Annotated in this window: 27 protein-coding genes; 5 read left to right on the forward strand and 22 right to left on the reverse strand. The window is 65.6% G+C overall.

Translation table 11 applies throughout. The features are described from left to right. Window positions 1–55 precede the first annotated feature (55 nt). Entirely contained in the window at window positions 56–613 is a 558-nt protein-coding gene (locus tag IAE24_RS01495) for a YggT family protein (protein WP_013801011.1), read from the reverse strand. A 90-nt stretch (window positions 614–703) separates the two neighbouring features. Between IAE24_RS01495 and IAE24_RS01500 the strand changes: the two genes are divergently transcribed. The 5 genes from IAE24_RS01500 (at window position 704) to IAE24_RS01520 (ending at window position 6,285) form a co-directional block, all read left to right on the forward strand. Further along, entirely contained in the window at window positions 704–1,378 is a 675-nt protein-coding gene (locus tag IAE24_RS01500) for an LON peptidase substrate-binding domain-containing protein (protein ID WP_199959950.1), read from the forward strand. A 246-nt stretch (window positions 1,379–1,624) separates the two neighbouring features. Further along, entirely contained in the window at window positions 1,625–3,184 is a 1,560-nt protein-coding gene (gene lysS / locus IAE24_RS01505; protein WP_013801009.1) for a lysine--tRNA ligase, read from the forward strand. 92 nt (window positions 3,185–3,276) lie between these two features. Next, window positions 3,277–4,293 carry a hypothetical protein gene (locus IAE24_RS01510; RefSeq protein ID WP_199959952.1) on the forward strand — a complete coding sequence of 339 codons (1,017 nt, stop codon included), beginning with the start codon at window positions 3,277–3,279 and terminating at the stop codon, window positions 4,291–4,293. Window positions 4,294–4,485: 192 nt separating this feature from the next. After that, window positions 4,486–5,508: a GGDEF domain-containing response regulator gene (locus tag IAE24_RS01515; protein WP_180319604.1), complete on the forward strand. Its 1,023-nt coding sequence runs from the start codon at window positions 4,486–4,488 to the stop codon at window positions 5,506–5,508. A gap of 108 nt (window positions 5,509–5,616) precedes the next feature. Next, entirely contained in the window at window positions 5,617–6,285 is a 669-nt protein-coding gene (locus IAE24_RS01520; protein ID WP_013801006.1) for a mechanosensitive ion channel family protein, read from the forward strand. A gap of 67 nt (window positions 6,286–6,352) precedes the next feature. Here the strand turns inward: IAE24_RS01520 and purT are convergent, their stop codons facing one another. From purT to fabD, 21 genes are all read right to left on the reverse strand, one after another. Next, the gene (gene purT, locus IAE24_RS01525; protein WP_199959953.1) at window positions 6,353–7,570 is read right to left on the reverse strand and encodes a formate-dependent phosphoribosylglycinamide formyltransferase; all 1,218 of its coding nucleotides are present in this window, start codon (window positions 7,568–7,570) and stop codon (window positions 6,353–6,355) included. 110 nt (window positions 7,571–7,680) lie between these two features. Beyond that, window positions 7,681–8,343: an HD domain-containing protein gene (locus tag IAE24_RS01530; protein WP_199959955.1), complete on the reverse strand. Its 663-nt coding sequence runs from the start codon at window positions 8,341–8,343 to the stop codon at window positions 7,681–7,683. A gap of 18 nt (window positions 8,344–8,361) precedes the next feature. Further along, a complete protein-coding gene (locus IAE24_RS01535) occupies window positions 8,362–9,021 on the reverse strand; it encodes a DUF1294 domain-containing protein (RefSeq protein ID WP_199959966.1) in 660 nt (219 codons plus the stop codon). 7 nt (window positions 9,022–9,028) lie between these two features. Then, on the reverse strand, window positions 9,029–10,126 hold the full coding sequence (locus IAE24_RS01540; RefSeq protein ID WP_197944083.1) for a 6-phosphofructokinase: 1,098 nt from the start codon (window positions 10,124–10,126) through the stop codon (window positions 9,029–9,031). A gap of 111 nt (window positions 10,127–10,237) precedes the next feature. Beyond that, on the reverse strand, window positions 10,238–11,329 hold the full coding sequence (gene nagZ, locus IAE24_RS01545) for a beta-N-acetylhexosaminidase (RefSeq protein WP_199959974.1): 1,092 nt from the start codon (window positions 11,327–11,329) through the stop codon (window positions 10,238–10,240). A gap of 59 nt (window positions 11,330–11,388) precedes the next feature. Then, window positions 11,389–11,784: a holo-ACP synthase gene (acpS, locus tag IAE24_RS01550; protein WP_013801000.1), complete on the reverse strand. Its 396-nt coding sequence runs from the start codon at window positions 11,782–11,784 to the stop codon at window positions 11,389–11,391. A gap of 20 nt (window positions 11,785–11,804) precedes the next feature. Next, the gene (locus IAE24_RS01555) at window positions 11,805–12,578 is read right to left on the reverse strand and encodes a pyridoxine 5'-phosphate synthase (protein ID WP_043821481.1); all 774 of its coding nucleotides are present in this window, start codon (window positions 12,576–12,578) and stop codon (window positions 11,805–11,807) included. After that, window positions 12,575–13,345, reverse strand: coding sequence for a DNA repair protein RecO (gene recO / locus IAE24_RS01560; protein ID WP_012207058.1), 771 nt, complete (start codon window positions 13,343–13,345; stop codon window positions 12,575–12,577). The genes IAE24_RS01555 and recO overlap by 4 nt, the downstream gene beginning before the upstream one ends. Before the next feature lie 27 nt (window positions 13,346–13,372). Next, entirely contained in the window at window positions 13,373–14,407 is a 1,035-nt protein-coding gene (era, locus tag IAE24_RS01565) for a GTPase Era (RefSeq protein ID WP_012207059.1), read from the reverse strand. Further along, window positions 14,404–15,087 carry a ribonuclease III gene (gene rnc / locus IAE24_RS01570; protein ID WP_199959976.1) on the reverse strand — a complete coding sequence of 228 codons (684 nt, stop codon included), beginning with the start codon at window positions 15,085–15,087 and terminating at the stop codon, window positions 14,404–14,406. The genes era and rnc overlap by 4 nt, the downstream gene beginning before the upstream one ends. A 9-nt stretch (window positions 15,088–15,096) precedes the next feature. Further along, the gene (locus IAE24_RS01575) at window positions 15,097–15,450 is read right to left on the reverse strand and encodes a DUF4845 domain-containing protein (protein ID WP_199959978.1); all 354 of its coding nucleotides are present in this window, start codon (window positions 15,448–15,450) and stop codon (window positions 15,097–15,099) included. 75 nt (window positions 15,451–15,525) lie between these two features. Next, a complete protein-coding gene (gene lepB, locus IAE24_RS01580) occupies window positions 15,526–16,503 on the reverse strand; it encodes a signal peptidase I (RefSeq protein ID WP_012207062.1) in 978 nt (325 codons plus the stop codon). Beyond that, the gene (gene lepA / locus IAE24_RS01585; protein WP_012207063.1) at window positions 16,503–18,311 is read right to left on the reverse strand and encodes a translation elongation factor 4; all 1,809 of its coding nucleotides are present in this window, start codon (window positions 18,309–18,311) and stop codon (window positions 16,503–16,505) included. Before lepA ends, lepB begins: the two co-directional genes overlap by 1 nt. A 428-nt stretch (window positions 18,312–18,739) precedes the next feature. Further along, window positions 18,740–20,212 (reverse strand): DegQ family serine endoprotease, encoded by a 1,473-nt coding sequence (locus IAE24_RS01590; protein WP_063328587.1) that lies wholly within the window; start codon window positions 20,210–20,212, stop codon window positions 18,740–18,742. A 304-nt stretch (window positions 20,213–20,516) separates the two neighbouring features. After that, complete coding sequence (locus IAE24_RS01595; protein ID WP_013800997.1) at window positions 20,517–21,233, reverse strand: sigma-E factor negative regulatory protein; 717 nt, start codon at window positions 21,231–21,233, stop codon at window positions 20,517–20,519. Window positions 21,234–21,310: 77 nt separating this feature from the next. Then, window positions 21,311–21,940, reverse strand: coding sequence for an RNA polymerase sigma factor RpoE (gene rpoE / locus IAE24_RS01600; protein WP_043783676.1), 630 nt, complete (start codon window positions 21,938–21,940; stop codon window positions 21,311–21,313). A gap of 38 nt (window positions 21,941–21,978) precedes the next feature. Then, window positions 21,979–22,500 carry a hypothetical protein gene (locus tag IAE24_RS01605; protein WP_199959981.1) on the reverse strand — a complete coding sequence of 174 codons (522 nt, stop codon included), beginning with the start codon at window positions 22,498–22,500 and terminating at the stop codon, window positions 21,979–21,981. 85 nt (window positions 22,501–22,585) lie between these two features. Further along, window positions 22,586–23,830 (reverse strand): beta-ketoacyl-ACP synthase II, encoded by a 1,245-nt coding sequence (fabF, locus tag IAE24_RS01610; protein ID WP_099751101.1) that lies wholly within the window; start codon window positions 23,828–23,830, stop codon window positions 22,586–22,588. Between the two features lie 39 nt (window positions 23,831–23,869). Continuing rightward, window positions 23,870–24,109, reverse strand: a complete 240-nt coding sequence (acpP, locus tag IAE24_RS01615) for an acyl carrier protein (RefSeq protein WP_003058049.1) — start codon at window positions 24,107–24,109, stop codon at window positions 23,870–23,872. 149 nt (window positions 24,110–24,258) lie between these two features. Further along, window positions 24,259–25,005 (reverse strand): 3-oxoacyl-ACP reductase FabG, encoded by a 747-nt coding sequence (gene fabG, locus IAE24_RS01620; RefSeq protein WP_013800993.1) that lies wholly within the window; start codon window positions 25,003–25,005, stop codon window positions 24,259–24,261. Continuing rightward, window positions 25,002–25,946 carry an ACP S-malonyltransferase gene (fabD, locus tag IAE24_RS01625; protein ID WP_034398898.1) on the reverse strand — a complete coding sequence of 315 codons (945 nt, stop codon included), beginning with the start codon at window positions 25,944–25,946 and terminating at the stop codon, window positions 25,002–25,004. Before fabD ends, fabG begins: the two co-directional genes overlap by 4 nt. Window positions 25,947–25,965: the final 19 nt, after the last annotated feature.

A 25,965-nucleotide genomic window follows, 5' to 3' on the forward strand; every position in this document is an offset into this window, starting at 1 on the left:
GCCGCCGCAGGTTGATGCCTGCGGCGGCTTTTTCACGTCCAGGAAACCAGGGAAATCAGGCCAGCAGCATCAGGCCCGATCCCTGGATATACCCCAGCACCATCAGCGCGATCTGCAGCAGCACCAGAGCCACCAGTGCCGACAGATCGATACCGCCGATCAGCGGAACAACACGGCGGATGGGCCGCAGCATCGGCTCGGACAGGCGCTGCAGCACGCCATACATCGGCGACTGCGGCTGCACCCACGACAAGATGGCATAGATCAGCAGCACGCCCACCATGCCCGACAGCGCCACGCGCGCCAGGCCGCACAGCGCCAGCCAGGGCAGGGCAACCACGGTGGACTGCCCACCCATCAACAGCCACAGCAGCACGAACTGCAGCATCTGCAGCAGGAAGGCGGCGATCAGGCTGGACATGTCCCAGCGCCCGGCCGGCTTGATGATGCGGCGCAGCGGCATCACGATCCAGTCGGACAGCGCAAACACCAGCTGCCCCACGGGGTTGCCGAAGGGCACGCGCTGGGCCTGCATGTACATGCGCAGCAGGCAGACGCCGGTCAACAGGCCAACGACCACGTCGAGCAAAAAGGAAACGATCTGAAAAAGCATGGCGTTGTAGGACTGCGGGAGGAAGATCGGACCACGGCCATCCGGCCTTGGCACAGCATGGGATGATAGCTGCCGCATCCCGCCCATCACATGACCGCCCCTACCGCACTGCACTCCCTGCCGCTGTTCCCCCTGGGCAGCGTCCTCTTTCCCCAAGGCCTGCTGAGCCTTCGCGTCTTTGAAGTCCGCTACCTGGACATGATCCGCAAGTGCGAGCGCACGGGCGCTCCCTTCGGCGTGGTGGCGCTGCAGGCCGGCAGCGAAGTGCGCAAGGCCGGCGCGGCCGCCGAGCAATTGCACGCCGTGGGCACGCTGGCCCGCATCGTCCAGTTGCAGCAGCCCCAACCCGGCCTGCTGCACCTGCAGTGCGAAGGCACGCAGCGCTTTCGCATGCAGGAGCACCGCCAGCTGCCCCACGGCCTGTGGGTGGCCGATGTGCAGATGCTGCCTGCCGATGCCGCCGTGCCCATCCCCAGCCACCTGCTCGCCACCGCCCAGGCCCTGGCCCAGGTGCTGATGCAGCTGCACGCGCGCTCCACAGACGCCGACCATGCCCGGCTGCCCAGCGCCGAACAGATGGGCGACTGCGGCTGGGTGGCCAACCGCTGGACCGAGCTGCTGCCCATGCCGGTCTCCATCAAGCAGCAACTGATGGCGCTGGACAGCCCGCTGGTGCGGCTGGAGCTTGTGGCCGATGTGCTGGAGCGCAGCGGCATAGGCCATACCCAGGGGCCGGCACCCGGCTCCCCTTCCGCCGGGCACTGACGAATTGGCAGGACTGCGGCGTCATACCGCAGCGGCTTCCGGCACATTGGCAGCACCGCGCACCGAAAGCGCGCCAAAAAACTTAAAATCGCGGATTCAGCCCGCCAGCTGCGGGGCTTGCCGGTGGCATTTGCTGCCGCCTCTGCACCCTCCAGCCCTTTGCGCCTGGCTTTTTTCGGCTTTTCCCGCTTTTTTTCCTCCGACTTTTTTCCGGCCCCTCGGCGTTTTGCGCTGGCGCTCATTGTCATGACCGAACACAACACCCCATCCGCAGCGGACCAGACCGCTCCCCAGGACGAAAACCAACTCATCGCCGAGCGCCGCGAAAAACTCAAGGCCCTGCGCGAACAGGTCCGTGAACAGGGCGGCGTGGCCTTCCCCAACGACTTCAAGCCCGCCGACCGCGCCGAGGCGCTGCAGCAGGCCCATGCCGACAAGAGCGCCGAGCAGTTGGACGCCGAAGCCGTGCAGGTCAGCCTGGGCGGCCGCATGATGCTCAAGCGCGTCATGGGCAAGGCCAGCTTTGCCACCATCCAGGACGGATCGCTGGGCCCCACGCACGGCCGCATCCAGCTGTACATCACGCGCGACACCGTGGGCGAGGAGGTCTATGCGGCCTTCAAGCGCTGGGACCTGGGCGACATCCTGGGCGCCGAGGGCACGCTGATGAAGACCAAGACGGGCGAGCTGTCGGTCAAGGTGCAGACGCTGCGCCTGCTCACCAAGAGCCTGCGCCCCATGCCCGACAAGTTCCACGGCATGGCCGACCTGGAGCAGAAGGTGCGCCAGCGCTACGTGGACCTGATGATGGACGAGCAGGCCCGCCGCCGCTTCATCGCACGCAGCAAGGCCGTCTCGGGCATCCGCGAATTCATGGTGGAGCACGGCTTCCTGGAAGTGGAAACGCCCATGCTGCACCCCATTCCCGGCGGCGCCAACGCCAAGCCCTTCGTCACCCACCACAACGCGCTGGACCAGGAGATGTACCTGCGCATCGCGCCCGAGCTGTACCTCAAGCGCCTGGTGGTCGGCGGCTTCGAGCGCGTGTTCGAGATCAACCGCAACTTCCGCAACGAAGGCATCTCGGTTCGCCACAACCCCGAGTTCACCATGATGGAGTTCTACGCGGCCTACTGGAACTACCGCGACCTGATGGACTACACCGAGGCCCTGGTGCGCGACGCCGCGCAAAAGGCCGTGGGCACGCTGCAGCTGACCTACGGCGGCAAGCCCGTGGACCTGTCCCAGCCCTTCCAGCGCCTGACCATTCCCGAGGCCATCGTCAAGTTCACCGAGGCCGGTGACAAGGTGGCCGACCGCGAATGGCTGACCAATGCGCTGCGCAAGCTGGGCATGACGGAAGAAAAGGACCGCCTGTCCGCCCGCACCCTGGCCAGCCTGCAGGTGCTGTACTTCGAGGAAGTGGTGGAAGAAAAGCTCTGGCAGCCCACCTTCATCATGGAGCACCCCACCGAGATCTCGCCGCTGGCGCGCGCCAATGACGAGCGCCCCGAGGTCACCGAGCGCTTCGAGCTGTACATCACGGGCCGCGAATTCGGCAACGGTTTTTCCGAGCTCAACGACGCCGAGGACCAGGCCGCGCGCTTCAACGCCCAGGTCCAGGCCAAGGACGGTGGCGACGACGAAGCCATGTACTTCGACCACGACTTCGTGCGTGCCCTCGAGTACGGCATGCCCCCCACGGGCGGCTGCGGCATCGGCATCGACCGCCTGATGATGCTGCTGACCGACAGCGCCAGCATCCGCGACGTCATCCTGTTCCCCGCCCTGCGCCGCGAACAGTAAAACCCACGGCATCCAGCGCCTGCGCGCGTTGCCAACTGAAGCCGCCTGCGTTCCCTTGGGAGCCAGGCGGCTTTTCCCTATACTGGCTCGCCATGCACATCCCCACCTACTGGGCGCAGGCGCGCCTGCGGCATGAAAGCCGCCCCACCCACGGCATCACTGTCCAGCGCTGGGGATGGTCCGACACCAGCCAGGAAGCCGCCCAGGCCCACGCACAGGAGCGTGCTGGCCAGGCCCTGGAAGCCGCCCGCAATGCGGCGCTTCCAAAGGGCGAGCCCCGCATGGAATGGAAGAACGAGTACGCGCTCGACGGCTTCACCACCCCCATCCGCGAAGAAGTCCTGCAGCGCCGCGACGGCACGGTGATGACGCGCAACAGCTACGGCGCCCACTGCCTGAACACCGAGCGCGTGGCCATCGCCGATATCGACCTGCCCGAGCCGCCCAGCGCCGTGCGCTTTCCCGTCGTGACCCTGCTGTTGTTGGCTTCGGTCGCCATCTGGCTGGCCCGGCTGGCACCGCACAAGAACAATTCGCGGATGGTGGCCACGGCACTGGTCGTGCTGCTGCTGTTCCTGGCCATGCGGCGCGTGCAGCGCTGGTGGGAAGCACGCCAGGCGCGCCAGCGTGCGGCCACGGACTCGCCGGCCGCGCGCGCCATGGAGCGCGTCCAGACCTTCCAACAAAGCCACCCCGACTGGGGCCTGCGCGTCTACGAAACACCCAAGGGCCTGCGCGTCATCGTCACGCATGCCGATTTCGCATCGGACGATCCGGCCGTCGGGCGGCTGTTCGACGCCCTGCAGGTGGACCCGCTCTATGCCCTGCTGTGCGAGCGTCAGCAATGCTTTCGCGCACGTGTCTCCGGCAAGCCCTGGCGCATGGGCCTGACCGGCCTATCCACCTCGCTGCGCAGCTGGCCCGTTCCCGAAGACCGGCAGGAGGAGCGCCGCCAGTGGGCACTTGCCTATGACAGCAAAGCCCAGGGCTTTGCGGCCTGCAGGCTGCTGCAGCAACTGGGCAACCCGCGCATCTGCCCGGCTGCCGACGCCTTTGTGCAGTGGCATGACGAGGCCAGCCGCGCCCGCACGGATCTGCCGCTGGCCTAGCAAAAGCCCCGTTGCACACAATCGCACACGGACGCGACACCCGACTTACACTGGCGCCATCCCCCGCCGCGCACTGCGCGGCCCCTTGATCCATTCCTGGTTTCGCAACCATGAAGGCCATGCCCCCCCCCCCCCCCGCCCCCGCCCCCCCCCCCCCCCCCCCAGCCCACCGACAGCGCCGACTCTCCCGCCATCGAGCCCAGCGGAGCACGCTTCGCCAAGCCGACGGACGAGTCCGCGCCCTTTTGCGTGCTGGTCGTGGAAGACCAGGCCTCGGTGCGCACCAGCCTGGTCAGCGAGCTGCTGCACGCGGGCGTGACCCGCGTGCTGGAGGCTGCCGATGGCCCCAGCGCCCTGGTCCTGTTCCGCGAGCAGCGCCCCGACCTGGTGCTGCTGGACATCCGCCTGCCCGGCGAGGATGGCTACTGGGTCGCCCGCCAGCTGCGCGAGGCCGAGCCCGGCGAGTGGACGCCCGTCATCTTCCTGTCCGGCCTGGACAATGACCTGGATGTGTGGCGCGGCATCGAGGCCGGAGGCGACGACTACCTGGTCAAGCCCGTCAAGCCCATCGTGCTCGTGGCCAAGCTGCGCGCCATGCGCCGCCTGCTGGACATGCGCAGGCGCCTGGTATCGCTGTCGGCCGAGCTGCACGAGGCCAACCAGAAGCTCAACGAAATGGTCGAGCTCGACCAGCTCACGGGCCTGGTCAACCGCCGAGGCTTCGACCGCATCCTGCATGCCGAGATCGCCTCGGCCCGCCGCGAAGGCCAGCCGCTGACGCTGATGCTCTGCGACCTGGACCATTTCAAGCGCTACAACGACACCTATGGCCACGTGCATGGCGATGAATGCCTGAAACAGATCGGACGCCTTCTGCGCGAGGTCTGCGTACGCCCCCGTGACGTGGCGGCGCGCTATGGCGGTGAGGAATTCGCGCTCATCCTGCCGCGCACGCCACGCTCGGGCGCCATGACGTTTGCGCGCGCCGTGGGCCAGATGCTGCGCGTGCTGCGCATACGCCACCCCGATTCGCCCCATGAATCGGGTCTCACGCTGTCGGGCGGCATCACCACCTGCATTCCCGACGAATACACCAGCGCCGAAGCCATGCTCATGCGCGCCGACCAGGCACTGTACGCGGCCAAGGCGCAGGGGCGCGACCGCTTCTTCAGCTTCGAGATGCAGATGGACACGGTGGAGCAGCGCCGCACCTGACTGCCGGGCCTTGCGCCTGCGCTTACGATCGCAGCTCAATGCCGGGCGCGCGCGAGCTGCGCATCCGGGTCCCGAAAGCGGATTCCTGTTTCCTGAATGTTTGAAGTTATGCGTCGTTTTCAAGCGCACCTGCCCACCTGGATGCAGGATTGGCTGGAGTTCATCATCCCCGGTGCCCAGATCCTGCTGATCATCGGTGCGGCCTGGCTGCTCAATCGCCTGGTTCGCCGGCTGATCGCACGCGCAGGCCGGCACTACGGCCTGCCGCCGGAGCTGCTGGTGCCGCTGCGCGGCGTGTTCCGCTGGATTCTGATTGCCGCCACCGTACCGCTGGTACTGGAGCGTCTGGGCGTCTCGGCCACCGTGCTGTGGACGGCCTTCACCGGCTTTGCCACCGTGGGCGCCGTGGCCTTCTTCGCGGCCTGGAGCGTGCTGTCCAACCTGTTCTGCGCCCTGCTCATCGTCATCGTCGGGCCCTTTCGCCTGGGTGACTACATCGAGGTGCTGGACACGGCTGAAAAGCCCGGTGCCAAGGGCCGCGTGATCGACATCAACATGCTCTACACCACCTTGCAGGACGCCCATGCGCCCGATGGCTCACCCAACCTGCTGCAGATCCCCAACTCGCTGATCTTCCAGCGCGTGGTCCGGCGCTGGAAGGGCGGCCTGGGTGTGGATGGCGAGCATGCCAGCCATGGCGAGGAGGAGCGCGCCATCCGGCTGACCACGCCGCATGATGCCCAGCCATCGCAGCCTCCCATGCACACGACCAACTAAGCTCACCTTCCCACGAAAAAAGCCGCCGCCCGGTGCAGGGACGGCGGCTTTGTCGTTCAGCAACGCCTCAGGGCTTGCGCGGCTTGACCTTGCTGGCGGCCAGCTTGGCATTGGTGCGCGCCTGCTCCACATTCTGGGCACGTGCCAGGGCCACGCCCATGCGGCGCTTGACGAAGCTCTCTGGCTTGCCGAACAGGCGCAGGTCCGTGCCCGGCACGGCCAGGGCTTCGTCCACGCCGTCGAACACCAGGCCTTCGGCATCCTGCCCGCCATAGATCACGGCGCTGGCGCCGGGGTTGCGCAGCGAGGCATCCACGGGCAGGCCCAGAATGGCGCGCGCATGCAGCTCGAACTCGCTTTGCCACTGCGTGGCCAGCGTGACCAGCCCCGTGTCGTGCGGGCGCGGCGAGACTTCGCTGAACCAGACCTGCTCGCCCTTGACGAACAGCTCCACGCCAAACAGGCCCAGGCCGCCCAGGTCATCGGTCACCGCCTTGGCGATGTCGCGCGACTTCTGCAGCGCCGCCGGGTGCATGGGATGGGGCTGCCAGCTTTCCACATAGTCGCCGGACTGCTGGATGTGGCCGATCGGATCGCAGAAATGCGTCTGCACCTGGCCGTCCGGCCCCTTGGCGCGCACCGTGAGCTGGGTGATTTCGTAGTCGAAGTCGATGAAGCCCTCAACGATCACGCGGCCATGGCTCACGCGGCCGCCGGCCATGGCGTAGTCCCAGGCCTTGGCCACGTCGTCCGGGCCGTCCAGCTTGCTCTGGCCCTTGCCCGAGCTGCTCATCACGGGCTTGACCACGCAAGGGAAGCCGATGGCGGGCTGGCCATCCGTGCCGTCGATGGCGGCCTGCAGCTCCTGCTGCGAATCACAGAAGCGATAAGGGCTGGTGGCCAGGCCCAGCGTCTCGGCGGCCAGGCGGCGGATGCCTTCGCGGTCCATGGTCAGGCGCGCGGCGCGAGCCGTGGGGATCACGGTGACCACACCGGCTGCTTCCAGCTCTTCGAGCATGGACGTGGCAATGGCCTCGATCTCGGGCACGACCAGGTCGGGCTTCTCGGCCTCGATCAAGGCCTTGAGCTGGGCCGGATCGCTCATGGTGATGGTGCGCGCGTGGTGGGCCACCTGCTGGCCGGGCGCGTTCTCGTAGCGGTCCACGGCGATCGTCTCCACGCCCAGGCGCTGCAGCGCGATCAGCACTTCCTTGCCGAGTTCGCCGCTGCCCAGCAGCATGACTTTGGTGGCATGGGGGGAGTAAGGGGTTCCAAGGGTGGTCATCTGCGCGTCCTGTGAGCCAGGCGGAGCCTGGGCAAGATAAGAAAGAGAGGGAGGCAGGCCTGCACGGCCCGCAGCAGCCCCCGATCATAGGACGCCGACGCAGGCGCCGCCTACAAACCCAGCGCCTGCGCGAGGTTGCGCCGCGCCCGCGCCTCCAGCCGTTGCCGGAACCAGTCGGTGCAGTAGATGGCCTCGCGCTGCATGAAGCCCTGCAGCACCTCGCGGCGCTTGGCGCGGTACAGCGGCAAGGGCACCCATTCGTACTCGGCCCGCACCTGTACCTCGTACTCGGCAAACCGCAGAGGGTCGGCCGCCAGAATGCCCAGGTCGGCATCCACAAGCAGTTGGGCGTCGATTCCGGACGGCTGTGCAGCGTGGCAAGTCGCCATGATCAGGCCGTGCACGCGCCCGGCCACTTCCGCCGGCAGACCCTGTCCGCGCAGCACGGCGGCGGCCCAGTCGGCGCTGCGCGCCTCGTTGTCCTTGGCCTGGGTTTCGTAGACGGCATCATGGAACCACAGCGCCAGTGCCACCTCGCCGGAGTGCTCGGCCAGGCCCAGCGCCGGTTGCAGCAGGCCCATGGCCTCGCCCAGGTGCTGCAGCGTGTGGTAGTGGCGCTGGGGCTCGCTGTAGCTTTGCAGCAGCTCGGCCAGCACAGGCTGCGGAGCGCTGGCACCCAGTGCGGACCAGGCGCTATCCCAAGACGCCTGCCAGGTCTGCAGCGATGCATCGTTGGCGGAGGGCATTTGGGGCCGTGGTCCAGCATGGGTCATCGCCAGTTCCTTCAATTTTCAGAAGATGCCGGGCGCCAGCGCCCGCAGCGGCGCACCTGCCGATGACAGCAGCCAGGCCAGCAGGCCGCAGTTGAGCACCACGGTGATCCAGAACACCAGTTGGAATGAAGCCTTGCTGGACTTGTGCCGCAGCAGCCCCTGCGCGAGCAGCGCGCCGGGCCAGCCGCACAGCAGCGCCAGCAGGTGCAGACGGCTTTCGCTGGTGCGCCAGCGGTCGTGCCTGGCGGCGGACTTGTCGAATCCATAGACCATGAAGGTCACAAAGCTTGCCGCCGCATACAGGCCGACCAGTGTCCAGGGCATGCGGCCGCTCCAGGCAACAGCCAGCAGCACGCAGAAGAAGGCAACGGCCAGGCCCACCGCCACCGGGCCTCGCACAGGTGACTGAGGCCGCGAAGGCATGCCGGCACGGCTTCGCCGCGCAGGCTGCGGGCGGCCGGTCCTTGGTTCGCCAATGAAGGCCACATCCTGCGCGCGCCATTTCCCCTGGGCGTTGCGGCTGGGCACATAGCTGACACGCTCTCCGCCCTCGGGCCTGCGGCGGCGATCGGTGAAGGACTTGATATGGACAAAGACCTGCGCGCCGCCTCCATCGGGTTCGATGAAGCCGAAGCCCTGCTCGTCCTTCCAGCCGGTGAGACGCCCCTGCTGCCGCATGGCGGGCTCAGTGGCTGCCGGCTGCGGCCGGCCGCGCATCCTGCTTGCCTGGCTCGCCCAGGCAAATGCCTATGTCGCGCGCCATGGTGAGCAGGCCGTGGTCCAGGGGCACGGTGCGCTGGGTGTTGGCCACGCGGGAGATTTCCACGCTGCCGATCTCGCCACCCTGCAGCGTGACCATGCGGCCGAAGCGCCCCGACAGCACCAGTTGCGCCGCATGGTGGCCGTACTGCGTGGCCAGCACGCGGTCAAAGGGCGTGGGGTCGCCGCCGCGCTGTACATGGCCGAGGACCGTGGTGCGCACCTCGCTCCTTAGGTAGGGCTGCAGGCGCTCGCGCAGCACATGGCCGACACCGCCCAGGCGGACCGGGTCGGGGCTTTGCTCGATGCGCTCGCGCACCGTGAGGCTGGTGCCGCTTTCCTTGGCGCCCTCGCCGATGCAGATGATGGTGTAGCGCTGACGCTGCTCGCGGCCCCGGCAGAAGTCGACGATGGCCTGCAGGTCGTAATCGATCTCGGGCAGCAGGATGACGTCGGCCGCACCGGCAATGCCGGCCTCCAGCGCCAGCCATCCGGCATGGCGCCCCATGGTCTCGACGATCATCACGCGGTGGTGGCTGTTGGCCGTGCTCTCGATGCGGCGCAGCGCCTCGGTGGCCGTGGCCACGGCGGTGTCGAAGCCAAAGCTGCGCTCGCAATTGGCAATGTCGTTGTCGATGGTCTTGGGCACGCCCACGCAGGTCAGCCCCACCTGTTCGGCCAGGCCATGCGCCAGGCTCATGGTGCCGTCGCCGCCGATGGCCACCACCACGTCCAGGCCCAGCGCCCGGACATTGCGGCCCACATGCTCCAGCGTGGCCGCATCGCGCAGGGGGTTGGCGCTGTTGCTGGTGCCCAGGATGGTGCCGCCCACATGCAGGATGCCCGAGACCTCGTCCCAGCCCAGCGGCTTGACGCCGGGCGGGTCGAGCATCAGGCCCTCGAAGCCGTCGGCAATGCCCAGCACCTCGCACTGGCCGTGGTTGATCAGGGACTTGGTGACCGCACGGATCACCGCATTCAGGCCGGGGCAGTCGCCACCTCCGGTCAGCACGCCAACGCGCATGGGAAAACTCTCCTGTGAAACACCGGCCGACGCGCCCTTTACGACACGCTCATGCCTTTGCAAAGCCCGCCTTGGCCCTCGGAGCGGCCAGCGGCGGCGTCCTTCAATTCATCAAGGCAGCAGGTCCAGCGCCTGCAGATAGGCAGGCTGGCGCATGAGGTCGTCCCAGGGCTGGGGCACGGTCTCCGGCAGCAGGGCCACGCGGCGCGATTCGCTGTCGGCATCGGGCTGCCAGCGGCCGCTGCGCTGCGCGGCCTCCATGCCGGCCAGCAGCTCGTCCACATGCTCGCCCAGGCCCAGGCTCTGGTTGCACAGCAGCACCATGTCGCAGCCCGCCTCCAGCGCGGCCAGGGCCGCGTCGGTATAGCCGATGAGCTGGCCGTCGATGCGGCGCGCGCCCTCCATGCTCAGGTCGTCGCTGAAGATGGCGCCGTCGTAGCGCAGGCGGCTGCGCAGGATGTCCTTGAGCCACTTGGCGGAAAAACCGGCCGGGCGCTTGTCGACCTTGGGGTAGATCACATGGGCCGGCATCACGGCCGTGAGCACGCTGGACAACCAGGGATAGGGAGCGGCGTCCTCGCCCAGGATGGCGGTGAGGCTGCGGCCATCGACCGGAATGTCCACATGCGAATCGGCCTTGACGAAGCCGTGGCCGGGAAAGTGCTTGCCGCAGTTGCCCATGCCGGCCTGCAGCAGGCCGTGCATGAGGCTGCGGGCCAGCGCGGCCACCACGCGCAGGTCGCGGTGGAAGCTGCGGTCGCCGATGACGCTGCTGGCACCGTAGTCAAGGTCCAGCACCGGGGTGAAGCTGAAATCCACGCCGCAGGCACGCAGCTCGGTGCCCAGCACATAGCCGGCCGCCGTGGCGGCATTCATGGCGGCCAGGGCGCCGCTGCCTTCACGGTGCTTGCTGCCCTTGCCGTCGTCCATCCACATCTGGCCGAAGGCGCGCATGGGCGGCAGGTGCGTGAAGCCGTCAGCGCGAAAACGCTGCACGCGCCCGCCCTCATGGTCCACGCAGATCAGCAAATCGGGCTTGACCGCCTTGATATCGGCGCACAGCTGCACCAGCTGATCGCGGCTTTCCCAGTTGCGGGCAAAGAGGATGATGCCGCCGACCAGCGGGTGCGCCAGGCGCTGGCGGTCCACATCGGTGAGTGCCTTGCCGGCGATGTCGATGATGAGGGGTGCGTGCTCGGTCATGCCGGGAGTTCCTATGAATCCTGTGGAGTCAAAAAAGCCAGCGTCACGCTGGCCGGGTATCAGGCGCGGCGCTCGACCACGCAGAAGCTGGCCGCGTAGTCGCTCTCGTCGGTCACGGACAGGTGCACCTGCAGGTTGCGCGCCTCGAACCATTCCTTGAGCGCGCCGTGCAGCACGATGGCAGGCTGGCCACTGGGCAGCTTGACGACCTCGCAGCTGCGCCAGGTCATGGGCATGACCATGCCCATGCCTATGGCCTTGGAAAAGGCCTCCTTGGCGGAAAAGCGCGTGGCCACGAAGCGGATGCCGCGCTCAGGCCAGCGCGCGCGGCGGGCACGCCAGGTGGCCAGCTCGCCCTCGGCCAGCACCTTCTCGGCGAAACGGTCGCCATGGCGCTCCAGGCTGGCGCGGATGCGGCGCACGTCGCAGATGTCGGTACCGATGCCGTAGATCATGGATTCGCTCCGCGAAAGCTTCAGGCGCGCGCCGCCATGCCCTGGTCTATGCACTGCTGGTAGGCGCGCACGGTTTCGGCGTAGCCCAGCTCCAGCGCGTCGGCGATCAGCGCATGGCCGATGGAGACTTCGAGCAGGCCCGGCACGCGCGCCACGAAGGCGGCCAGGTTGTCACGGCTGAGGTCGTGGCCGGCATTGATGCCCAGCCCGGCATCCAAAGCCGCCTGGGCCGCCGCCGCATAGGCCTGCAGTTGCGCTTCCTGGTCTGCCGTGCCCCAGGCAGCTGCGTAGGGTTCGGTATACAGCTCGACCCGGTCGGCGCCCACGGCGCGCGCAGCGGCCATCTGGGCGGGCACGGGGTCCATGAACAGGCTGACGCGCACGCCGAGTTGGCGGCATTCGGCAATCAGCGGCTTCAGGCGCTCGGCGTCCTGCGGGAAGTTCCAGCCATGGTCGCTGGTGAACTGGTCCTCGCTGTCGGGCACGAAGGTGGCCTGGTGCGGGCGCGTGTCGCGGATGAAGTCCATGAGGTTCTGCGTCGGGTTGCCCTCGATGTTGAACTCCGCCTGCGGCCACTGTGTCATCAGCGCCTGCAGTTCATAGACATCCTCGCTGCGGATATGGCGCTGGTCGGGACGCGGATGGATGGTGATGCCCTGGGCACCGGCCTCCAGGCAGATGCGCGCGGCGCGCGTCACGCTGGGAATGCCCAGATGGCGCGTGTTGCGCAGCAGCGCAACCTTGTTGACATTGACCGACAGCGCCGTGCGCTGCGAAGCGTGGGAAAGATTCATAGCGATTGCAGATCCATCATCAGCTGGCGGGTGCGCAGCATGGGACTGCCGCAATGGTATTGCAGCAGCGCCCTCAGTTGGGGCTTGAGGGCCAGCGCCTGCTCGGGTTGAGCCACCACATGCAGCGTGGCGTTGAAGGCCTGCCGGGCCTGCAGCGCGCTTTCAATGGCCTGCCATTGCGCAGCGCCCAGCACGGCGCGCTCGCCCTGCAGCGCCGGGCGCAGGCCGCCCTCGGCCACCAGCGCATAGCGGCGGCCTTCGGCCAGCGGCGCCAGCGTGGCGCTTTCCTCATTCAAGGCGGGCAGATGGCCCAGTTCGCGCAGCAGCAGCAGCTCGAAGGTGCGCAGCACGGGCTCGATGGCATCGCCATGCTGGCCCGCCAGCACGCGCACCACGCCGGCATAGATGTCGAACAGCGCCGCATAGGGATCGTCTCGCGCCAGCAGGCGCATCAGCAGCTCGTTGAGGTACAGGCCCGACATCAGGGCGTCGCCCTGGGGCATGACATGGCCGCCCACCCACTCGGCGCCCTTGAGGGTGTGGATCTCGGCATTGCCCTCGCCGCCCAGGCTGTAGCTCAGGCTCAGCGGCTGCAGCGGCAGCAGCACGGGGCGAAAGTTCGAGGTCGGGCGCTTGACGCCCTTGGCCGCCAGCGCCACGCGGCCCCGGTGCCGCGTGAAGACCTCGAGGATCAGGCTGGACTCGCTCCAGTCATAGCTGTGCAGCACATAGGCCGGCTCATCCGAGACACGCTTGGCGCTAGCCATGGACAGAGGGCCTTGCGGGGAGGTTTCTCACTCGTAGCCGAAGGAGCGCACGCGGGCCTCGTCGTCGGCCCAGCCCGAGCGCACCTTGACCCAGACTTCGAGGAAGACCTTGGCATCCATGAGCTTTTCCAGCTCCTGGCGGGCCTCGGTGCTGATGCGCTTGAGGCGCTCGCCCTTCTCTCCGATGATCATGGCCTTGTGTCCGTCGCGCTCGACCACGATGGTCGCCGCCACGCGGATGAAGCGCTTGTGCTGCTTGCTGGCCTCTTCCTCGAACTTGTCGATGACCACCGTGGAGGTGTAGGGCAGCTCGTCGCCCGTGAAGCGGAACAGCTTCTCGCGCACGGTTTCCGAGGCGAGGAACTTCTCGCTGCGGTCGGTCAGCTCGTCGGGCGCATACATCCAGTCCTGCTCGGGCAGGTACTTCTCGCAGATGCCGAACAGGCGCTCGATGTCGCCCTTGCTCTTGGCCGACATGGGCACGAACTCGGCAAACGGATGGCGCTCCTGCATGCTCTTGAGCCAGGGGGCGATCTCGGCACGGCGGCCCACGGTATCGAGCTTGTTGGCGATCAGCAGCGTGGGAATGCCGGGCTTGAACAGCGACAGCACCTTGGCATCGGCCAGCGTGAACTGGCCGGCTTCCACGACGAACAGGATCAGGTCCACGTCGCCGATGGCGCCCATCACGGTCTTGTTGAGCGACTTGTTCAGCGCCGTGCTGTGCTTGGTCTGGAAGCCCGGTGTATCGACGAAGATGAACTGCGTCGCGGCACGCGAGCGAATGCCCGTGATGCGGTGGCGCGTGGTCTGCGCCTTGCGCGAGGTGATGCTGATCTTCTGGCCCACCAGCGCATTCATCAGCGTGGACTTGCCCACATTGGGCTTGCCGACGATGGCGATCAGGCCGCAGCGCTGCGGGCCTGTCGGCACCTCGGGCGCCTGGGCTTCATCAGGGGCGGATGCCGTGCGTGCTGCGCCGGCGCCGGGCTTGGCCGCAGCCAGCAGGGCATCGAGTTCGGCGGCGGTCTGTGCCGGCGCTGGAGGTTTGTCTTGGTTCATGCGTGTCTTGCTTTCAATAGTTCCAGCATGGCTGTGGCAGCCGTCTGCTCTGCGGCTCTGCGCGAGGCACCCGTTCCCCGGGCCTGCAATTGCAGCTCGGCAATCGCGCAGGCCACTTCAAAGGTCTGGCGGTGGGCGGCTCCCGTGGTGGCGACCACCTCGTACTGCGGCAGCTTCATGCGCCGTCCCTGCAACCATTCCTGCAGGGCCGTCTTCGCATCCTTTTCGGCTGCGCGCATGTGGGGATTGATGTCCACGCCCTCGAAAAGATGGTGTACCACCTTCTCGCCCGCCGCGTAGCCGGCATCCAGATAGACCGCGCCGATCAGGGCCTCGACCGCATCGGCCAGGATGGAGGGGCGTTGCTTGCCGCCCGACTTGGATTCACCCTCGCCCAGGCGCAGCAGATCGGGCAACTGCAGCCTCAGCGCGATCTGGTGCAGCGTGCCTTCCTTGACCAGGTTGGCGCGCACGCGGGACAGATCGCCCTCGGGCATGGAACTGAGCCGCTGGTAGAGCAGGCTGGAAATGGCAAGGTTCAGCACCGAGTCACCGAGGAATTCCAGGCGCTCGTTGTTGTCTGCCGAGAAGCTGCGGTGCGTGAGGGCACGCTGCAGCAATGCAGGCTCGGCAAATTGATGCTGCAGCCTCAACTGCAGCGCATTCAGTAAGGGAGGCACCTATTGGGTCTACTTCTTAAAACGATAGGTCAGGTAGGCGGGGCCCACGAGGTGTATCTCGCGTGAGTACTCGAACCCAACGACCACACGGTCGTTGATTTTGGTCACTTCGAGGTCAGCCGGCTTCACTGAAGTGAAGTCATCGATGGCGGAGGAACGCTCAAAGCTGGCCCTCACTTCAGCCACGGAATTGCCTTCGCTGGCCGCCTTGTTGGCGGCCTTGACGATGGCCTGGTACTCCAGGAAGACCGGCAGGGATTGTGCGCCCACGGCCACAACGCCCACGCCCAGGGCAATCACAAACACCAGTCCCAGAAAGGACAGGCCGCGCTGGCGCGAACGCCGGTTGTTCGATGTCAACATGCTTTTTCCTCCTCCGATGTGAATCCCTCGCGCATGCCCGGGCCACTGCGGTCCTCAGGCATGCATGTGATGTGATCAATGGAAGCTGCCGATGCGCTTGAAATCCCCGAAGTTCATCCAGACAAAGAAAGCCCGGCCCACGATGTTCTTGTCGGGCACAAAGCCCCAGTAGCGGGAATCCAGCGAGTTGTCGCGGTTGTCGCCCATCATGAAGTACTGGCCCTCCGGCACCTTGCAGGTGATGCCTTCGACGCTGTAACGGCAGTTCTCGCGGAACTCGAAGCCGCTGGCGCCCTGGATGAAGGCGGGCACGTCCTGGTTCACGATCATGCGGTGCGGCTTGTCGCCCAGCGACTCCTCGTACTGCTTGAAGTAGCGCATCGCATCCTTGTCGAAGAAGTCGGGCAGTGCATTGACCGGGACTTCCTTGCCATTGATCGTCAGCCGCTTGTTCAGGTAGGCGATCTCGTCGCCCGGCAGACCCACCACCCGCTTGATGTAGTCCAGGCTGGGCTGGGGCGGGTAGCGGAACACCACCACATCGCCACGCTGCAGCGGCGTTCCCTGCGTGATCTTGGTGTTGATCACCGGCAGGCGCACGCCATAGGTGAACTTGTTCACCAGGATCAGGTCGCCCACGAGCAGCGTGGGGATCATGGAGCCAGACGGAATCTTGAACGGCTCGAACAGGAACGAGCGCAGCACGAAGACGATCGCGATCACCGGGAACAGGCCTGCCGTCCAGTCCAGCCACCAGGGCTGCATGAGGATGCGGCCCTTGGCCTCTTCCGACACCTCGATGTCGGTCTTGGCGATGCCCATGCGGTCGAGTTCTGCGCGGCGTGCCACGGCAGCCTCCTCGATGGCCACGGCAGCGCGGCGGCGGCGCGGCAGGAAGTACAGCCGCTCGGCCACCCAGTACAGGCCCGTGACCACGGTGGCCAGGAACAGCAGCAGCGCGAAGTTGCCCTCGATGAAGCCTGTGTACCAGGCGCCGATATAGCCCACGAAGGCCGCGAGTACGACGGCCGTAATCCATTGCATGGCTTGCATCAATCCTCCACTTGCAGGATGGCCAGGAAGGCCTCCTGGGGCACTTCCACCGATCCGATCTGCTTCATGCGCTTCTTGCCGGCCTTTTGCTTTTCCAGCAGCTTGCGCTTGCGGGTGATGTCGCCGCCGTAGCACTTGGCCAGCACGTTCTTGCGCATGGCCTTGACGGTTTCCCGCGCAATGATGTTGGCGCCGATGGCGGCCTGGATGGCCACATCGAACATCTGGCGGCTGATGATCTCGCGCATCTTGGCCACCACGGCCCGGCCGCGGTACGTGGCCTGGGAGCGGTGCACGATGATGGACAGCGCATCGACCTTCTCGCCGTTGAGCAGGATGTCCACCTTCACCACGTCGGAGGCGCGGTATTCCTTGAACTCATAGTCCATGGAGGCGTAGCCGCGCGAGACCGACTTGAGCTTGTCGAAGAAGTCCAGCACGATTTCGCCCAGCGGCATCTCATAGGTGAGCATCACCTGGCGGCCGTGGTACTGCATGTTGATCTGCACGCCGCGCTTCTGGTTGGCCAGCGTCATCACCGGGCCCACATAGTCCTGGGGCATGTACAGGTGGACGGTGACGATGGGCTCGCGCACCTCCTCGATACGGCCGGCATCGGGCATCTTGGACGGGTTCTCGACCTGGATGACCTCGCCATCGCCCTTGACCACTTCGTAGACCACGCTCGGCGCGGTGGTGATCAGGTCCTGGTCGAATTCGCGCTCCAGGCGCTCCTGCACGATTTCCATGTGCAGCAGGCCCAGGAAGCCGCAGCGAAAGCCGAAGCCCAGCGCCTGCGAGACTTCAGGCTCGAACTGCAGGGACGAATCGTTGAGCTGCAGCTTCTCCAGCGCATCGCGCAACTGGTCGTACTCGCTGGCTTCGGTGGGGTACAGACCCGCGAACACCTGGGGCTTGATTTCCTTGAAGCCAGGCAGGGCCTCGGTGGCAGGACCCAGATTGTTGGGAAGCTTCTTTTCCAGCGTGATGGTGTCGCCCACCTTGGCTGCCTTGAGCTCCTTGATACCGGCAATGATGTAGCCCACCTCGCCAGCGCGCAGCACGTCGCGCGGCACGTCGGCCGGGGTGAACACGCCCAGGTTGTTGGCTTCATAGGCAGCGCCCGAGGCCATCATCTTGAAGCGCTCGCCACGCTTGAGTTCACCATCGACCACGCGCACCAGCATCACGACGCCGACATAGGTGTCGAACCAGCTGTCGATGATCATGGCGCGCAGTTGGCCATTGGGATCGCCCTTTGGCGGCGGCACCTTGGCGACAACCGCTTCCAGGATCTCCTCGATGCCCATGCCGGTCTTGGCCGAGCAGGGAATGGCGTCGCTGGCATCGATGCCGATGACATCCTCGATCTCGGCCCTGGCATTTTCGGGATCGGCCTGGGGCAGATCCATCTTGTTGAGAACAGCCGTCACTTCCACGCCGAGTTCCAGCGCGGTGTAGCAGTTGGCCACGGTCTGCGCCTCGACGCCCTGCGAGGCGTCCACCACCAGCAGCGCTCCCTCGCAGGCCGACAGCGAACGCGAGACTTCATAAGAGAAGTCAACGTGGCCGGGCGTGTCGATGAGGTTGAGGTTGTAGACCTGGCCATCCTTGGCCTTGTACTGCAGGGCTGCGGTCTGCGCCTTGATGGTGATGCCGCGCTCTTTCTCGATATCCATCGAGTCCAGCACCTGGGCTTCCATGTCACGGTCAGCCAAGCCTCCGCAACGCTGGATGAGGCGGTCAGCCAGCGTCGACTTGCCATGGTCGATGTGCGCAATGATGGAAAAATTTCTGATGTGGTTCATCAACGGGAAGGACTGCTAGTGAAAGTGGAAAACGACAGGGCCGGCGCGCAAGAAAAAAGGGCGCGTCCATGAACGACGCGCCCCGAACCAACAATCTCTGGCAACTGCGATAGTTGGGACTTTATTGTAGGCAAAACGGGCTGAAAACCAAGCCCTGACAAGGCCTGCAAAGGTCCGGGCTTGATCTGTCACAATTATTTATCAACAGTTTATCAACAGAACCGCCGAGCCATTTCTCGCCCGTCGATCACCGGATAGTGCGGTGCTTTTGCACCGCAACAATCCCCTTTGAAAACAGGTTTCTGACGCCTTGAGCCGTCACGCTTTGGTGGGTCATTTTACCCAATGCCCCAAGGGGCATGGGCGGCTCCGGGTCAGGATTCCGAGGGTATTCCCCAGGATCCGGAAAACCGCCCTCCCCTGCGGCCTCAGCGCGTCGGACGGATCAGCACATACTGTGCCCATTCCCCACGGCGCACCAGCAGGTTCACCGGCTTGCTCTTGTCCACCTTGGCCAGCGTGGCCTCGAAGCTCTTGAGCCCCGTGATCTCGACATTGGCCAGCTGCAGGATCACGTCGCCTTCGCGCAGGCCCGCACGTGCCGCAGCCTCGACGGCCGCCGTCACGCGCACGCCGCCCTTGATGCCCAGCTCCTTCTTCTGGGCATCCGTGAGCTCGGCCAGCGTCAGGCCCAGCGGCTGGGAAACCAGGGTGCTGCCCTTGCCGGTGGCCTTGGCCTGCGGAGCCGCGCCGTCCGGCTCAACCTCGGCGATCACCATGGTCAGATCCTTGGCTGCGCCGCGACGGAAGACGGTGATGGTGCTGCGTGTGCCGGGCTTGGTATTGCCCACCAGGCGCGGCAGGTCGGCCACCTTGTCGATGGCCTTGCCGTCGAACTTGATGATCACGTCACCGGCCTCGACGCCCGCCTTGGCAGCGGGCGAATCCGGCTCGACGGCCGAAACCAGTGCGCCCTGCGCCTTGCCCAGGCCAATGGATTCGGCAATGTCCTTGGTGACCGGACCGATCTGCACGCCAATGCGGCCTCGCGTGACCTTGCCGGTGGCGCGCAACTGGTCGCTGACACGCACGGCCTCATCGATCGGAATCGCGAAGCTGATACCCATGAAGCCGCCGGAGCGCGAATAGATCTGGCTGTTGATGCCCACGACCTCGCCGCGCATGTTCAGCAACGGGCCGCCCGAGTTGCCGGGGTTGATGGCCACATCGGTCTGGATGAAGGGCAGATAGTCGCCCGTGTCGCGCTGCTTGGCACTGACAATGCCCGCCGTGACGGAGTTGTCGAGGCCGAAGGGCGAGCCGATGGCCATCACCCACTCGCCGACCTTGAGGCGGTTCACATCGCCGATCTTCACGGCCGGCAGCCCTGTGGCGTCGATCTTGACCACGGCCACGTCGGTGCGCTTGTCGCTGCCCACGATCTTGGCCTTGAACTCGCGCTTGTCGGTCAGCGTGACGATGACTTCGTCAGCGCCTTCGACCACGTGGGCATTGGTCATCACAAAGCCATCGGCCGTCAGGATGAAGCCGGAGCCCACGCCGCGCGGCTGCTCCTCGTCAGGCTGTGAACGCGGTTGGGGACGTTGGCGCGGCACATTGGGCACGGGCAGGCCGAAGCGGCGGAAGAATTCGAGCATGTCCTCGTCCATGCCCAGCGCCTCGGCAGAGTTGGCCGACACCTTCTCCAGCGTGCGGATGTTGACCACGGAAGGGCCGACCTGCTCGACCAGATCGGTGAAGTCCGGCAGCCCCCGCACCACGGCGCCACTTTGCGCATGGGCGGCACTCACCGGCACCAGCATTCCTGCGCTGCCTGCAGCCAGCGCCAGAACGCCGGCCAGTGTGCAGGACTGCAGCGTCTTCCATCGAACAGTGGTCATGGTCATCCTTTCCATCTCAATCATTACGTTGCCCCGACGCCATCGCGCCCAGGCGGTTTGTTCGGACACATGGCAGCCGACTTGCTTTCGGACGAACGTCACATTCTGGCGCAGTCCTGGCGAGCATCGGCCAGACGATGGCTCAGAAGCCTGAAAGACGCGGTTAGTTCCCGAATCGGCAGCATGCATGGGGCACAAGCCGCCGTGCATGGAGCACAAATGACTGCACCCGCGTCCATTTCAATGCCGAAAGGCTGGACGCGGGTGCAAAAGAAGGCAGGAGAGCAATGCTCTCCTGTGAGATTCAGCGCTGGTTGGCGCGCGGTGCCGAGGCGAAGTTGGCGTTGCGCAAGAAGCTGGCAGGCATCTGCAACGTGGCCGGCCCACTGTATTGCGGATGGGATGCCAGCAGCGCATCCAGGCGCGGATCACGCAGCATCACGCTCTGCCCGTAGGGTCCGGCCACCGCCACGACCGAGGAAGACTGGGCCGTATCGCCAAGCGGGAAGTCCTGGGCATTGCCAGCCACCGCAACCGGCGCCGACGGAGCACCCGTCTCAAGGGCCGCCAGGGCCCGGCCCGGCGCTGCGCCGGGACCGGCAGGCGCGCCCAGCATCACGCTCCAACCAATGGCAGCCACGGCCGCCACGGAGGCAAAGCCCGCCGCCATCTTCCAGCGGAATACCGAGGCATTGGCCGCATCGCGCAGCGGCGCGCCATTGATCACAGCCCGGTCCTGCGCCGGATGCGCAATTTGCGCCAGCTCTTCAGTGGCCACGGAAACCAGCGGACGACGAGGCTCGTTGGCCAGTTGGGCGCGGATTCCGGAGAGCACATCGTGCCGGCTGTGATGCGCCAATTCCGGGGACCGCAGCACATCGCCCACGAGGTGGTACATGCGCCACTCCTGCTGGCCTGCATCGCTTTCCGCATAGGCCAGCACGGCCTGCAACTCTGCGGCAGAGAGTTCACCATCAGCCAATGCCGACAATTGTTCGCGCTTCGTCAGATCGTCATTCATGATCAATCACCTGCTTGTCTGCTTTGAGACCCTGTACCCAAAAAATGCACCACCCGGCGGCCACAACCCCGTCACGCCTACCAACGCTTGCCCGACTGGCGCTCCAGCAAAGGCTTGACCCTGGCTGAAATCGCTTCCCGTGCGCGAAAAATCCGTGAGCGCACGGTGCCGATGGGGCAACCCATGGCGTTCGAGATTTCCTCGTAGCTCAGGCCTTCAATTTCCCGCAACGTGACAGCCTGTCGGAGATCCTCGGGCAAAGCCTCCATGGCGGCGTTGACTGCCTGGGCAATTTCCTGGGCTGCCAGGATCGTTTCGGGCGTTTCTTCGGTGGTTAGTTCCTGGCTGACCCGGGAAGTTTCATCATCGTCATCCCCGTTGTGTAACGCGCTTTCGGTGATCAGCGGCGAGCGCTTCATGTCCAGCAGCGCCTTCTTGGCAGTATTCACGGCAATGCGGTACAGCCAGGTATAGAACTGGGCATCACCCCTAAACTGGTGCAGGGCACGATAGGCGCGGATGAAGGTTTCCTGCGCAATGTCCGGCACCAGGTCCACGTCGCGCACCATGCGGCCGATGAGGCGCTCGATGCGGCGCTGGTACTTGATGACCAGTAGCTCGAAGGCCCGCATGTCTCCTGCGTTGGTGCGCTCGACCAGAGCCAGGTCGCTATCGGCAGAAGAAGGCGGGAATTCGGGAGGCGTCATGAAATCGGTGAAGACGGGCCGCGGCGGCCCTGGCGCAGTCATTGCGCCCGTTCTGTAGGTCTGGCCGGGGAATATACAGCACGCCGCAAATCACCCCAGGTTTCCGGACTCTGCCTGCACAACAGGAGAAGCCAGCGGGAGCTGCGCCAACGCAAGGGCCCCGCCGGCACCATGGAAACCAGGGGAAGGACCTGCACCCACAACCACGATCCACCATCGGCTCGTACCTGCAGCAGCACCGGCTGCGCAGCCTGGCCTGGATCCGCCTCGCCGATCGACCACTGCACGCCATCCCAGGCGATGAAACCTTTACCCAGGCTGTGCCATCCATGCCACATGCCTGCAGCAGCAACCAGGCAAACCGCAACGGCCACGGCTGCAGGCCACCACCCTGACTGGAGATTCAAGGCCCATGCCAGCAAAAGCATGGCGGCCAGCAGCCAAAGCGCACAAAGGCATGCTGCCACGGTGCGCGAGGGCTTCAGCGGATGGCGAACTGCGGGCGGCGCATGGCGAGACGGCATGCCTGCAGTGTCGCAAAACCGCAGCATGACCGACATTTACCCTGCTTTCACCTGGCACATGCACGAAATAAAAAAGCCCGCTCCCTTGCGGGGCGGGCTTTTCATGTGCGTTGCGCAGGCCTCAGATCCGCTTGAACACCAGCGTTCCGTTGGTGCCTCCGAAGCCGAAGTTGTTCTTCACCGCCACCTCGATCGTCGCGTCCCGCGCCGTATTGGCGCAGTAGTCGAGATCGCACTCCGGGTCCTGGTTGTCCAGGTTGATGGTCGGAGGAATCTTTTGCTCGTGCAGTGCCAGCACGGTGAAGACGCTCTCGATGCCACCAGCACCGCCCAGCAGGTGACCTGTCATGGACTTGGTCGAACTGACAACGATTTTCTTGGCGTGATCGCCCAGAGCCGCCTTGATGGCGTTGGTCTCGTTGAGGTCGCCCAGCGGCGTGGAAGTGCCGTGCGCGTTCAGATAGTCGATCTGGTCGGCATTGATGCCGGCATTTCGCAAAGCTGCCAGCATGGCGCGGCGCGGGCCGTCCATGTTGGGTGCCGTCATGTGGCCTGCGTCGGCACTCATGCCGTAGCCGCACAGTTCGGCGTAGATCTTGGCACCGCGGGCCTTGGCATGCTCGTACTCTTCCAGCACCAGCACGCCCGCGCCTTCGCCCAGCACGAAGCCGTCGCGGTCCTTGTCCCAGGGGCGCGAAGCGGCCTTGGGATCATCATTGCGCGTGGACAGGGCGCGCATGGCGGCAAAGCCGCCGACGCCCAGGGGGGAGACCGTGGCTTCCGTGCCACCAGCCACCACCACATCGGCATCGCCGTATTCGATCATGCGTCCCGCCTCGCCTATGCAGTGCAGCCCGGTCGTGCAGGCAGTCACCACAGCAAGATTCGGCCCCTTGAAGCCGAAGCGCATGGACACATGGCCAGCCACCATGTTGATGATGGAGGCAGGCACGAAGAACGGCGTGATGCGGCGCGGTCCGCGCGCAGCCAGTTCCGCGTGGGTGTTCTCGATCAGCGGCAAGCCGCCGATGCCCGAACCGATCACACAGCCGATGCGCGTGGCCAGATCATCCGACAAGGCCTCGCCCGTGGGCAGACCTGAGTCCTGCACGGCTTGCGCCGCAGCAGCGATGCCGTAATGGATGAAGGTGTCCATGGAGCGCGCATCCTTGGCGCTCATGTACGACTCCACATCGAATCCCTTGACCTCACCCGCAATCCTGCAGGCAAAGTTCGAGGCATCGAACTTGGTGATGAGGTCAATGCCGGACTGGCCGGCCAAAAGATTGGCCCAGGCGTCGCCCACCGTGTTACCCACGGGGGAGATGCAACCCAGGCCGGTCACGACAACGCGACGACGGCTCATGCGTAAAACCTTCTGCTGATCGCTCGGGTCAGGGCCCTATCAGGCCTTCTGGTGGGTGTTGGCGTAGTCGATGGCGTTTTGCACCGTCGTGATCTTTTCCGCGTCTTCGTCGGGGATCTCGATGCCGAATTCATCTTCCAGGGCCATCACCAGCTCCACCGTGTCCAGGGAGTCAGCACCCAGATCAGCCACGAAGGCCTTTTCGTTGGTGACTTGAGACTCTTCAACGCCGAGTTGTTCGGCAATGATTTTTTTGACACGTGCTTCGATATCGCTCATGGTTTCCCTCTGGGGGTTGTGAATGAACCCGCGATTCTAGCTGCTTCGGGCCTCAGGCCCTCTTCAGCCGGCCGTCGCGAGGAAACGGCCTCTTCTGTTGCAAGCAACGCCGGCTTCTGGCAGGGGTCTGCCCGCAGCCGCCGCAGCACTTACATGTACATGCCGCCGTTGACGTGCAATTCCTGGCCGGTGACGTATCCCGCACCCGCAGATGCGAGGTAGGCCACGGCATGGGCGATGTCGCTGGGCTGGCCCAAATCGCCCATGGCGATCTGCGATTTGAGGGCGTTCTTCTGCTCTTCGGGCAGCTCCGCCGTCATGTCGGTGGCAATGAAGCCAGGCGCCACGCAGTTGACCGTGATGCCGCGGCTGCCCAGTTCACGGGCCAGCGCACGCGTCATGCCGGCAACGCCGGCCTTGGCGGCTGCATAGTTGGCCTGACCGGGGTTGCCGGAGGCGCCAACGACGCTGGTGATGTTGATGATGCGGCCAAAACGCTGCTTCATCATGGGCCGAATGGCCGTACGGCTGACTCGGAAAACCGCCTTGAGATTGGTGTCGATCACCGCATCCCAGTCGTCGTCCTTCATGCGCATGGCCAGGGTGTCGCGTGTGATGCCGGCGTTGTTGACCAGCACATGCAGGCCGCCGTCATTCTTGACGATGCTGTCGATCAAGGCATCGACGGCCGCCCCATCCGTGACATTGAGGTTCACGCCGCGGCAGCCCTCATGGGCCGACAGAGCCTGGCCGATCTTTTCCGCGCCACCGTCGGTGGTGGCCGTGCCGATCACGCGGTAGCCGCGCGCTGCCAGCTCCTGGGCAATGGCAGCACCAATGCCACGCGAGGCACCCGTCACCAGGGCAACCTGGGGCTTGTTCTGGTTGTCAGTCATGCGAGGGATTCTTTCACGTCGGCCAGCGTGGCCGGATCATAGAGGGCAGCGGCCGTCAGGTCCGCGTCAATCCGCTTGGTCAGGCCCATGAGCACCTTGCCGGGACCGCACTCGACGAGATGCACGATGCCGCGCGCCTTCATGGCCTGAACGCATTCAACCCAGCGCACCGGGCCAAAGGCCTGGCGATACAGCGCATCGCGGATGGCGTCGGCGTCTTGCTCGACCGCCACGTCGATGTTGTTGAGCACGGGAATCTGCGGCGCAGCCAGCGCCGTGGCAGCCAGCGCCGCCTTGAGCTTTTCGGCCGCAGGCTTCATCAGGCTGGAATGGAACGGCGCCGACACGGGCAACGGCAGGGCACGCTTGGCGCCTGCGGCCTTGAGGGCTTCGCAGGCCTTTTCGACAGCAGCCTTGCTGCCGGCGATCACGGTCTGCGAAGGATCGTTGAAATTGACGGCTTCGACGACTTCAGCGCCACCCAGGGCAGCCGTGACCTCGGCGCAGCCTGCGCGCACCTTGTCGGCGTCCAGGCCCAGGATGGCCGCCATGGCGCCCGTGCCCACGGGCACGGCCTCCTGCATGGCTGCAGCACGCAGGCGCACCAGCGGGGCAGCCTGGGCCAGCGTCAGCACGCCCGAGGCGACCAGGGCGGAATACTCGCCCAGCGAATGGCCTGCCACGGCATCGGGCAGCGCGCCGCCTTCGGCCTGCCACACGCGCCAGGCGGCCACACCGGCCACCAGCATCACGGGCTGGGTGTTGGTGGTGAGCGCCAGGGCTTCCTTCGGTCCTTGCTGGATCAGTTGGCCGATGTTTTCACCCAGCGCCTCGGAGGCTTCGGCCAGCGTCTGCGCCACGACAGGATGGTCACCCCATCCGTCGAGCATGCCCACCGATTGCGAACCCTGGCCGGGAAAGACGAATGCAAACTTCTTCATATTTTCAAAAATAAAAGCC

It is taken from the genome of Delftia sp. S65, from assembly GCF_016516495.1.
In the GTDB taxonomy this organism is placed as follows: Bacteria; Pseudomonadota; Gammaproteobacteria; order Burkholderiales; family Burkholderiaceae_C; genus Comamonas; species Comamonas acidovorans.